At 47.8% G+C, this 10,602-nt stretch carries 9 protein-coding genes; all 9 read right to left on the bottom strand.

Going from position 1 to position 10,602, the window contains the following annotated elements:
- Positions 1 to 618 precede the first annotated feature (618 nt).
- Positions 619 to 1,497 (bottom strand): 4-hydroxy-tetrahydrodipicolinate synthase, encoded by an 879-nt coding sequence (dapA, locus tag GKZ89_RS05195; protein ID WP_155111328.1) that lies wholly within the window; start codon positions 1,495 to 1,497, stop codon positions 619 to 621.
- Between the two features lie 20 nt (positions 1,498 to 1,517).
- Positions 1,518 to 2,732, bottom strand: coding sequence for an aspartate kinase (dapG, locus tag GKZ89_RS05190; RefSeq protein ID WP_155111327.1), 1,215 nt, complete (start codon positions 2,730 to 2,732; stop codon positions 1,518 to 1,520).
- A 92-nt stretch (positions 2,733 to 2,824) separates the two neighbouring features.
- Entirely contained in the window at positions 2,825 to 3,868 is a 1,044-nt protein-coding gene (asd, locus tag GKZ89_RS05185; protein WP_155111326.1) for an aspartate-semialdehyde dehydrogenase, read from the bottom strand.
- A gap of 126 nt (positions 3,869 to 3,994) precedes the next feature.
- Complete coding sequence (dpaB, locus tag GKZ89_RS05180) at positions 3,995 to 4,594, bottom strand: dipicolinate synthase subunit B (RefSeq protein ID WP_155111325.1); 600 nt, start codon at positions 4,592 to 4,594, stop codon at positions 3,995 to 3,997.
- Positions 4,591 to 5,493, bottom strand: coding sequence for a dipicolinic acid synthetase subunit A (dpaA, locus tag GKZ89_RS05175; RefSeq protein ID WP_155111324.1), 903 nt, complete (start codon positions 5,491 to 5,493; stop codon positions 4,591 to 4,593). Before dpaA ends, dpaB begins: the two co-directional genes overlap by 4 nt.
- A gap of 192 nt (positions 5,494 to 5,685) precedes the next feature.
- The gene (locus GKZ89_RS05170; protein WP_155111323.1) at positions 5,686 to 5,952 is read right to left on the bottom strand and encodes a YlmC/YmxH family sporulation protein; all 267 of its coding nucleotides are present in this window, start codon (positions 5,950 to 5,952) and stop codon (positions 5,686 to 5,688) included.
- Positions 5,953 to 6,033: 81 nt separating this feature from the next.
- A complete protein-coding gene (locus tag GKZ89_RS05165) occupies positions 6,034 to 7,272 on the bottom strand; it encodes a M16 family metallopeptidase (RefSeq protein WP_155111322.1) in 1,239 nt (412 codons plus the stop codon).
- 33 nt (positions 7,273 to 7,305) lie between these two features.
- The gene (locus GKZ89_RS05160; RefSeq protein ID WP_155111321.1) at positions 7,306 to 8,292 is read right to left on the bottom strand and encodes a polysaccharide deacetylase family protein; all 987 of its coding nucleotides are present in this window, start codon (positions 8,290 to 8,292) and stop codon (positions 7,306 to 7,308) included.
- A 115-nt stretch (positions 8,293 to 8,407) separates the two neighbouring features.
- On the bottom strand, positions 8,408 to 10,525 hold the full coding sequence (pnp, locus tag GKZ89_RS05155) for a polyribonucleotide nucleotidyltransferase (protein ID WP_155111320.1): 2,118 nt from the start codon (positions 10,523 to 10,525) through the stop codon (positions 8,408 to 8,410).
- Positions 10,526 to 10,602 lie beyond the last annotated feature (77 nt).

The raw sequence follows: 10,602 nt of genomic DNA, 5'->3' as shown, positions 1-10,602 counted from the left end.
GTTCTGCTAAAAGCACGACATCCTGTCGCAACGCAGAACTGACCTGCATTCTGCAGGCCCGAGGGTGTGAAATGAGCCTGCGGCATAGCGCTCGAAGCTGGACAACATGAAAAGCGGAGGCGGAATTTTTTAAGGAAGTTCTGCTAAAAGCGCGGCATCCTGCCGCAGCACAGAACTGACCCACTTCATACGGTTAAAGAGAGTGAAGTGCTCTTCGGGTTTGCCGGGACCGCATCATGGACTACTTTTGGGGCAATTAAGCCGGATGTTTTGCATAAAACCAGCATGTGATCGAAAAAGCTGCTTTTTTATGCATGAATCTTCGATCTACACCTCTCCACAGCATTCTATTTATGGGCTTCCGTAAAGAATTGCTGACTTTTGGGGGATAATTGCTGACGATTCTTGTTTAATTGCGGACTATTTTAATGCAATTGCGGACTTTTTTGAACGAATTGCTGACTTTAGAAGATTTATTGCTGAATTTACATAATAATATTATGCGCCTAACCCCTACCCTACACTGTAGAAAAATCCTCTTGCATAAGCCAAACCTTATCCAAATACTGCCGCTTCAATATAAAAAGAAAAAAACCGGCGGTCAGCCGGCTTTTGATCTCAATTTTTCAGCGTATTCATTGTGTTCATCAGGTTGATTCGTTCCGCTTCTGTTAAGGGGAGGAGCGGAAGCCTCACGGGACCGACATCAATACCGGAGATTTGCAGAGCTGTTTTGACTGGTGCGGGGCTTGGAGCTGAGAACATGGCATCCATGACCGGCACGATTTTGCGGTGGATGGATGCTGCCAGTTTATTTTCTCCCTGCATGAATGCCTCGATCATCTGCTGCATTTCATTGCCGATCACATGGGATGCAACAGAAACAATTCCTGTCCCGCCTATGGCCATGACCGGCAGGGTAAGGCTGTCTTCTCCGCAGTAGACATCAAAGTCATCTGCTGTTTTTTCGATGACCTCTGAAATAAGGTCCAGATCTCCGCTCGCATCTTTAACTGACGTTATGTTCGGGATCTTAGAGAGGCGGATGATGGTTTCCGCGGTCATTTTTACAACCGTTCTGCCAGGGACGTTGTAGATCATCACCGGAAGCTTTGTGCTCTCAGCGATCACTTTAAAGTGCTGATAGATCCCTTCCTGTGAAGGCTTGTTGTAGTAAGGAGTAACGAGCATCACTGCGCTGACGCCAGTTTCCTCCGCTTTTTTCGTGAGTTCAATCGAAGCTCTTGTATCATTGCTGCCGGTTCCGGCGATAACCGGAATCCTTCCGTCCGCTTCCTTGACACAATGCCTGAAAAGGGCAATTTTTTCTTCAGCAGCAAGCGTGGGCGACTCTCCGGTTGTCCCGCCTGCCACAATGGAATCACTTCCATTGGCGATTAAGTAGTCGATCAGCTTCGCTGTTTTTTTAAAATCTATGTTGCCGGCAAGGTCAAATGGGGTGACCATCGCCGTTGAGACTCTTCCGAATTGCGCCATGTACATTCTCCTTCTTACGCTTACTTTGATAGTTCAAAAGCTTCGTGCAGTGTGTTGACTGCGGAAATCATATGGTCCTCGCTAACGAGCACCCAGATCGTCGTATGGCTGTCAGCCGACTGCAGGATCTGGATCCCCCGCTCGGCAAGGGAGGTGACGATGGTAGCCATTACTCCCGGCACTCCCATGATGGAGGCACCGACTACTGACACCTTGGCACAGCTGCGTGTTACAACTGGATGATACCCCATCCCTTCAAGGATTTCAACGGCTTTTTCCGTGACCGGACCCGGAACCGTATAAACGACTTCGCTTGGAGTGATGTTGAAAAAATCCACACTGATGCTGTTTTTAGCCATGGCTTTGAAAACATCCGTCTGTGTATGATATTCTCCTTTTTTGGAAGCCACTTTTATCTGGCTTACGTTTGCCATATGGGCAATACCTGTGATGAGCTGCTCGGTGACATCACTGCCTGCTTTTCCATTGCTGCCTGCAGCAACCAGTGTCCCCTCTCCATCCGAGTAAGTGGAACGGATTCTGATCGGCACTTTAGCCTGCATGGCGATTTCAACGGCCCGGGGATGAATGACTTTGGCTCCTTGATATGCCATGTTGCAGATTTCGGCGTAAGTCACGTTCTGGAGCGGGCGGGCCGTTTCAACGATTCTCGGGTCTGCCGTCATGACTCCTTCTACATCTGTGAAAATATCAATGTATTCGGCATTCAGCGCTGCTCCGAGTGCCGCTGCAGACGTATCGCTTCCTCCGCGGCCGAGTGTGGTGATATCTCCGTTTTCGGCAGCACCCTGAAAGCCTGCTACAACAACGACATCATATTGCTCCAGCAATTGTGTCAGCCTGCTGCAATCCATCTCAAGTATTTTCGCATTCGTGTGGTCTGCGTTTGTTTTAAAACCCGCCTGGGCACCTGTAAGAGCAGCCGCTTTCAGACCATTTCTTTTAAGCATGCTCGAAAAAACGACCGAAGAGATGGTCTCACCGCAGGATAGCAGAAGATCATGCTCTCTGCCTGTGATGTCCTCTGCTTCGCCGTAAAGCAAACTTTGCAGAGTATCTGTTGCATAAGGGTCTCCGCTCCGGCCCATGGCCGATACAACAGCTACTACTTTATAACCCTGATCCAGCGCCTGGCTGATATGTTTATGAGCCTGTGTTCTGCCTTCATGGTCTTTAACGGAAGTTCCCCCGAATTTTTGTACAAGAATTTTCATCACGTGCTACACCCCGGCTAATTATTTCCAATATTTATGCGTAAATGCAACAGAAGAGAGCTGGGAGGAGTCTCCCGGCTCTCTTTCTATTTTCAGACAAGATCGAGCTTGATCAGACTTTCTGCAATCTGGACAGAATTCCAGGCAGCACCTTTCAGGAGATTGTCAGAAACGATCCATAAATGAAAGCCGTAATCTGTATCCAGATCTTTGCGGACTCTCCCTACAAAAACATCATATTTGCCTACACAGTCAGCCGGCATCGGGTAGATCTGTTCAGCCGGGATATCTTGAAGCTGTATTCCCGGTGCTTCATTGAAAAGCTTATGCAGATCCGCGACCTCAGCCCCGCCTTTGCCGAGTTCAATGTAAACAGATTCCGAATGGCCCGTAACGACTGGCAGACGGACGCATGTAGCAGCAACCGGCAGACCCGGAAGTTCCATGATTTTTTTCGTTTCATTGATCATTTTCATTTCTTCAAATGTGTATCCGTTATCCTGGAATTTATCGATCTGAGGAATCGCATTATATGCGATCTGATAATGCTTCTCGTCCCCTTTTACTGGCAGTACGGAAGGAGTAAACTCCGTTCCGTCCAGGATGGCACGTGTCTGGTCATGCAGTTCATTAATAGCTGCTGCACCGGCGCCGCTTACTGCCTGATAAGTTGAGACCACAACTTTGTTCAAGCCATAAGCCTTGCGCAGCGGCTCGAGTGCTGCGACCATCTGAATGGTGGAGCAGTTCGGGTTTGCGATGATTCCATTGTGAAGTTTCAATGCATGTTCGTTTACTTCCGGTACAACAAGCGGCACATCCGGATCCATCCGGAAAGCACTTGTGTTATCTATGACAATTGCGCCCCGTTTTACTGCCTCTGGAGCGAGCTCTTTAGAGACGCTTCCCCCTGCACTGAACAGAGCAATTTGAATGTTCTCAAAGCTTTCGGGCTTAGCAGCTTCCACTGTATAGGATTTTCCTTTGAACATAACGATTTTGCCAGCCGAACGTTCGGATGACAGCAATTTAAGCTCTGAAACAGGAAAATTCCGCTCCTCCAGCGTTTTCAGCATCTGCTGGCCTACAGCTCCCGTTGCGCCTGCAATGGCAACGCGGTACCCTGTTGAATTCATTTTGCCAAAACCCCTTCCGCGGATCCAATCATCAACTGCAATCCCATACGGTCAATTGATGTTAGATAATATTCTAACATATTGCGGAATGCATGAAAGTTTTTTTTTTGCTGAAGGTTCTGCCTGTTATTCCTCGTCTCTGAATCTTTCAATAATAACCGGCTGGATCTGCTGGTGGCTCAGGGCTGCTTCAAGAGCCGGCAGCAGCATCTGCATTCTGGCCACCATTGAGTTCGGCTTCTTTTCAGGAGCATCCTGGCCGAAAGGGATGAAATACACATTTTTCGCATCCATCAGCTTCATAAGGTTCATTCCGTTAAGACCCAATGCATCGTTTGTAGAAATGCCGAGCAGGACCGGCTTGTTGTTCCGCATGGTTGCTTTTGCAGCCATAAGCACAGGAGATTCCGTCATGGCGTTGGCAAGCTTGCTCATTGTATTGCCGGTAAGAGGTGCGATCACCATGCAGTCCAGCGGAATTTTAGGGCCGAGCGGCTCTGCTTTAACAATGGAATCAATCGCTTTATTCCCAGTAGCCTCTTCGATTTTCCTGACCCACTCTTCTCCGTCCCCGAATCTGGTGATTGTCGACTTCACCGTATTCGTAATGACGGGGAGGACATTCGCCCCGAGGCTGGCAAGCTTCTGGATCTGCGGGAATACCGCATCGTATGTGCAGTGGGAGCCTGTAAGTCCGAAACCAATCGTCTTTCCCTTTAGATTCATTGTGCCGACCCCTTTCGTTCTTTTAACTGTTCACTTAATAGCTGGGTAAGTACATTCGCAAGAATCTGCCCGGCTGTTTTAGGAGCTACGATTCCAGGAAGACCTGGAGCAAGCATAGCCTTTATTCCCCGCTTTTCAGCAAATTTAAAATCCGTTCCACCAGGTTTTGATGCAAGGTCAATCACGATTGCGTGGGAAGGAAATTCTGCGAGCACTTCAGCGGTCAATACAAGGTGGGGTATCGTATTTATGCAAATATCCGTATCCGCTGCGGTATTTGCAAGGTCCAGGAGGCGAAACGGAGTCAGCCCCATTTCTTCGATCCGTGCCAGATCTGATGATTTGCGGGCTCCAACTTTTACCTTCGCTCCAAGCCCTGCGAAAGCGCGGGCAACACTCATTCCGACCCGGCCAAGCCCGAGAACAGAAACGGAGGATCCGTGGATCGTAAAGTCCGTATTCTGGATGACCATCATGATGGTCCCCTCAACAGTCGGAATGGAATTGTAGATGGCGACATCGTCTCTCTCGAGGAGCTGAACATGCTTTCTTTTCGCTTCTTTTAAAATACCGTCCAGATAAGCATTGCTGATGCCTGAATAAATCACCGTATCTTCCGGTGTCCGGTCAAGCCATTTTCTGTCTAAACTGATTTCTTCGTTTGAAAATACGGTATCGATCGTTCCGTTCATTGCTGATCCGGGAACCGGAAGGATGATGGCATGTATGGCGGTAAAATCAATCTCGTTCATTTTGGCTTTAGCTGCACCTGCAAAACCATGGTCCAGCTGATCAAACCCGGCCATCCAAATCTTCGCATCCAATTCCGCCAGCTTTCTTATGACTTCAAGCTGCCTTGCATCCCCGCCTATGACAGCAATATTTAAGCCGGTTAACATAAGGTCTTTCACCTTCTTCGTCGCGTTCTGGATTATACACTATTGTGATTAGCACAGCCCTTCAGGACTTTCGCTCACATTATATGAGAAATGAAGGTGCACGGTGAATACAAACATCTATGCAAATTCGGGAACCGCCAAAAAGACGGCCCTTATCATTTTGCTGAAAATAAAAAAGAGCGAAGACTGAAGTCATTCGCCCGGAGCATTCAGCTGCGCTATTTCATCTGGCACATCAAGGATAATCATATCATTGCCGATTTTGCGGATATGCTGCCAAGGAACCTTTACATCACTGCCCTGCCTCCTCATCCCGAACCATTTTTGTGACGGAATAACAAGGGCTGTGATCTGGCCGGTCTGTTCATTGATTTCCAAATCGGTCTGGCCAAGGATTCCAAGTCTTTCTGCTCTCCTGACATCCACTATTTCCTTTCCGCTCATATCACTCAATCTCATATCGCAACACCCCTTATCCCTATATATAATGGCCATCGCATAAAAAAATGCCTGCCGCTTGGGCAGGCATTTCAGTACCGGTCAGCGGAGGCTTTCAGGAAGCTCTCCGTCCGGGCTGATAAGGGAAAGCGAATACGGGCGGCTGAATAGATCCGATGCCAGCCTGTTCACTTTTTCCTCTGTTACTTCATTGACTTTTTCAATCATCTCATCAAGTGTACGGTGTCTTCCGAGAAGAAGTTCATTTTTCCCGTTGCGGCTCATGCGGCTGTTTGTGCTCTCAAGGCTCAGCATCAGGTTCCCTTTAATCTGCTCTTTGCTGTTGGTCAGTTCTTTTGAAGTGATCCCGTCCGCCTTTAAAAAGGTAAGCGTTTCCTGGATCGTTTCATACAGAACTTCGAGCTGGGCGCTTCCCGTTCCCCCGTAGATGGTGAGCATTCCGTTGTCGGCATAGGAAGAATGGTAAGAGAAAACGGAATAGGCAAGGCCTTTTTGTTCCCGTACATCCTGGAACAGCCTGCTGCTCATGCTGCCGCCGAGGACATTGTTCATGACAATCAGGTTATAGACATCATCATGTCCGATCTCGAGCCCTTCATAGCCGAGACACAGATGAGCCTGTTCTGTCTCTTTTTTACGGGAAAGCTTTTCATACTGGAAAACAGGCTTTTCAAAGGTGTCCGGCTTATAAGACGATTCATACGAGCCGAATTTCTTTTCTATTTCAGCGATAAAGGCATCCGACACATTGCCCGCAACTGAAATCACTACGTTTTCAGGTATATAAAAACGGTCCATGTAATCTCTCAGTGAATCGCCGTTAAAAGAGGATAGCGTTTCTTCTGTCCCAAGGATCGGGTAGCCAAGCGGGTGACTGCCGTAGGCTGCTTTGCTGAGAAGATCGTGAACAAGGTCATCAGGCGTATCCTCATACATTTTGATCTCTTCATAGACAACGTTCTTCTCTTTTTTCATTTCTTCCTCATCAAATGCCGAATTGAAGAACATATCGGAAAGGATGTTCAGAGCCATGCCGGCATGGTCATCCAATACCTTTGCATAATAGCACGTGTACTCTTTGGAAGTAAAAGCGTTAACCTGTCCGCCGATGCTGTCGAACGCCTCTGCAATTTCCCGTGCAGACCTGGTTTTTGTTCCTTTAAAAAACATATGTTCAAGAAAATGCGAAACTCCGTTAATATCAGGTGATTCACTTCTGGAGCCTGTACCGATCCATACTCCGAGAGCGACAGAGCGGACGGTCGGAATGTTTTCGAGTACGATTCTTACTCCATTTTGGCAAGTATATCTTTTAATCAATTTCTGTTCCTCCTAAATGCACCCGGATGACTGCTATTGCGGCTCTCCGATTCTTGATTCGTCCATTAACTGAGTGAGAGTCCCTAAAGAAAGCTTCTGGCTTTTTATTTGTTCGATCAGCTGGTCAAGCGCTTCTGCTGAAGCTTTAGTAGGATGCATCAAAATCATGGCACCAGGATGGACCTTGGTCATGACCCGCTGTATCAGCCGTTCCGGTGCAGGGTTTTGCCAATCTATCGTATCAACGCTCCACAATGCAGTTCTCATGCCTAATCCGGAGGCAATGAGGACCGTATTCTGGCTGAAGCTTCCGCTTGGAGGTGCAAACCAGGCAGCAGTGCGGCCCGTTACCGCTTTGATCACACTGTTTGTCTGCTCCATCTGCACCCTTGCGCTTTCAGTGGATAACGTTTTCATATCCGGATGAGTATAGGAATGATTCCCGATCTCATGTCCCGCTTCTGCGATCATTTTAGCAAGCTTCGGGTTTTCTTTCACCCATCTGCCTTCGAAAAAGAATGTTGCTTTCACATGGTTTTTCTCCAGCGTTTCAAGCATCCCAGGAAGGTATTCGTTCCCCCAGGCGACGTTGATGAGGAGAGAAACCATTGGTTTGTCCGGATTTCCTCTGTACACAGGGCTTGGTGGCAAGTCTGAAAGATGTGTACCGGGTTTTACCGCTTTGAAGACGAGCTGTTCTTCCTTGAACATGCCGATTTTCTTCATACGGCTGCAGGAAGCCTGTATATCCACTTCCCGGCCGTTGTACCCCGGGGTGGCCTTCCAGATGGTATGTATTTCTGCGTCCTTTGCCGGAATGCTGTACTGGATCGCCCGCTTGCGGACCTCTTCACATATTTTCTCTATTGGAGCAGATGCTTGCAGATCTGGAGCAGATGGCTGCAGATCATTCCCCTTAAGATCCATCACGTATCCATTTATATAAGCGTTCTGCATGACTCCTGCCGTAATCAGCATCAGCAAAACCGTTACCGCAAATTTCATCCGGATTCCCTGCATGTATGATTCCCCCTTTAGTACCACATTATGTAGCAGGGGGACAAGGTAGAACACATGCTGAGATTCAGTTTGTCCTGAAAAGACAAAGAAGCCAGATCAGCCTGGCTTCAATGGGTTACGAATTTTGCTCCTCTTTTTGCTTTTGCTCTTTGAGGACAGCTTTTCGTGAAAGATTTACACGGCCCTGTTTATCGATCTCAGTGACCTTGACTAAAATCTCATCTCCAATGGAAACCACGTCTTCTACTTTGCCGATCCGCTCTTCAGCAAGCTCGGAAATGTGAACCAGGCCGTCCTTTCCACTGAATATTTCTACGAAAGCTCCGAATTTTTCGATGCGTTTCACTTTACCGAGATACATCTGGCCCATTTCCACTTCACGGACAAGATCCTCAATAATGCTCTTCGCTTTTTGATTCATTGCCTCGTCTACAGATGAAATAAAGACTGTGCCATCTTGCTCAATATCGATTTTTACGCCGGTTTCTTCGATGATTTTGTTGATTTGCTTTCCGCTCGGTCCGATGACATCACGGATTTTATCCGGATTGATGCTCATCATCAGAATTTTCGGTGCATATGGAGAAAGTTCTTTCTTAGGCTCACTGATCGTGGCAAGCATAGAGTCCAGAATTTCCATACGTCCGGTTTTCGCCTGCAAAAGGGCTTCTTCAAGAATTTCTCTTGATAAACCGTCAATCTTAATATCCATTTGCAGAGCAGTAACACCTTTTGACGTTCCTGCGACCTTGAAGTCCATGTCTCCAAGATGATCCTCCATGCCCTGAATATCTGTCAGGACCGTATAGTGCTCACCTGATTTGACAAGACCCATCGCAATACCTGCTACAGGTGCTTTGATCGGAACCCCTGCATCCATCATCGCCAGTGTGCTGGCACAGATGCTTGCCTGCGAAGTGGAACCGTTTGATTCGAGCACTTCTGACACAAGACGAACTGTATAAGGGAAATCCTTTTCGGATGGAATGATCGGCTCAAGAGCTCGTTCGCCAAGAGCACCATGTCCGATTTCGCGGCGTCCAGGACCCCTTAAAGGCCGTGTTTCTCCAACTGAGAAGGATGGGAAGTTATAATGGTGCATAAATCGTTTGGACTCTTCGATGCCGAGACCATCAAGAATCTGGACATCTCCCAAAGCGCCCAGTGTACAGATGCTCAAAGCCTGGGTTTGTCCGCGGGTAAACAGTCCGGACCCGTGCGTTCTGGAAAGAAGACCGATGCTTGAAGACAGCGGTCGGATCTCATCCGGCTTACGGCCGTCAGGGCGGACTTTTTCTTCTGTGATCAAACGGCGGACTTCGCCCTTCACAAGCTTGGAAAGAATTTCACTTGCCTGTTTAAGGGTTTCTTCGTCAGCTTCCTGTTCCCTGTAGCTTTCCATCACCCGTTTTTTCACGGCCTGGATCGCATCTTCGCGTGCATGCTTTTCCTGAACCTGAATCGCTTGAATCAATTCCGCTTCTGCAGCTTCGCGAATCGATTTTTCGATTTCCGCATCAAGAGAGTAAAGCTCAACTTCAACTTTTTCTTTTGCAACCTGGGAGGCAATCTCCTCCTGGAAAGCAATCAGGCGCTTGATTTCTTCATGACCGAACATGATGGCTTCAAGCATAATTTCCTCAGGAACTTCGTCGGCTCCGGCTTCAACCATGTTAATCGCATCTTTTGTTCCTGCTACAACAAGGTTGATATCGCTTTTTTCCATTTGTTCAACAGTTGGGTTAACGACAAACTCATCGTTGATTCTTCCAACCGTTACACCTGCGATCGGTCCTTCAAATGGAATATCGGAAATGGTCAGGGCGAGTGAAGAACCGAACATCGCAGCCATTTCTGAAGAACAGTTCTGGTCTACGCTCATCACGATGCTGATGACCTGAACGTCATTCCGGAAACCGTCAGCAAACAGCGGACGGATCGGACGGTCGATCAGCCGGCTTGCAAGGATCGCTTTTTCACTCGGTCTTCCCTCTCTTTTAATAAACCCTCCGGGAATTTTCCCTACTGCATATAAACGCTCCTCATAGTTAACGGTCAGCGGGAAAAAATCAACCGCTTTCGGTTCCTTTGAAGCAGTAGCTGTACTTAATACAGCGGTATCGCCGTAACGGATGAGAACGGCACCGTTTGCCTGCTTTGCCAGCTGTCCGGCTTCCACAGTCAGCGTTCTGCCTGCCCAATCAATGGAAAAGACATGCTTATCTTGACCCATAAATGCGTGTGCTCCTCTCTGTACTCCTCATATGTATTGCTGGTTCACTGGTATTTAGTATGGACTAATTAATATGA

The organism is Metabacillus mangrovi (assembly GCF_009711125.1).
GTDB lineage: Bacteria > Bacillota > Bacilli > Bacillales > Bacillaceae > Metabacillus_B > Metabacillus_B mangrovi.
This window is presented reverse-complemented; position numbering and strand designations above follow the sequence as displayed.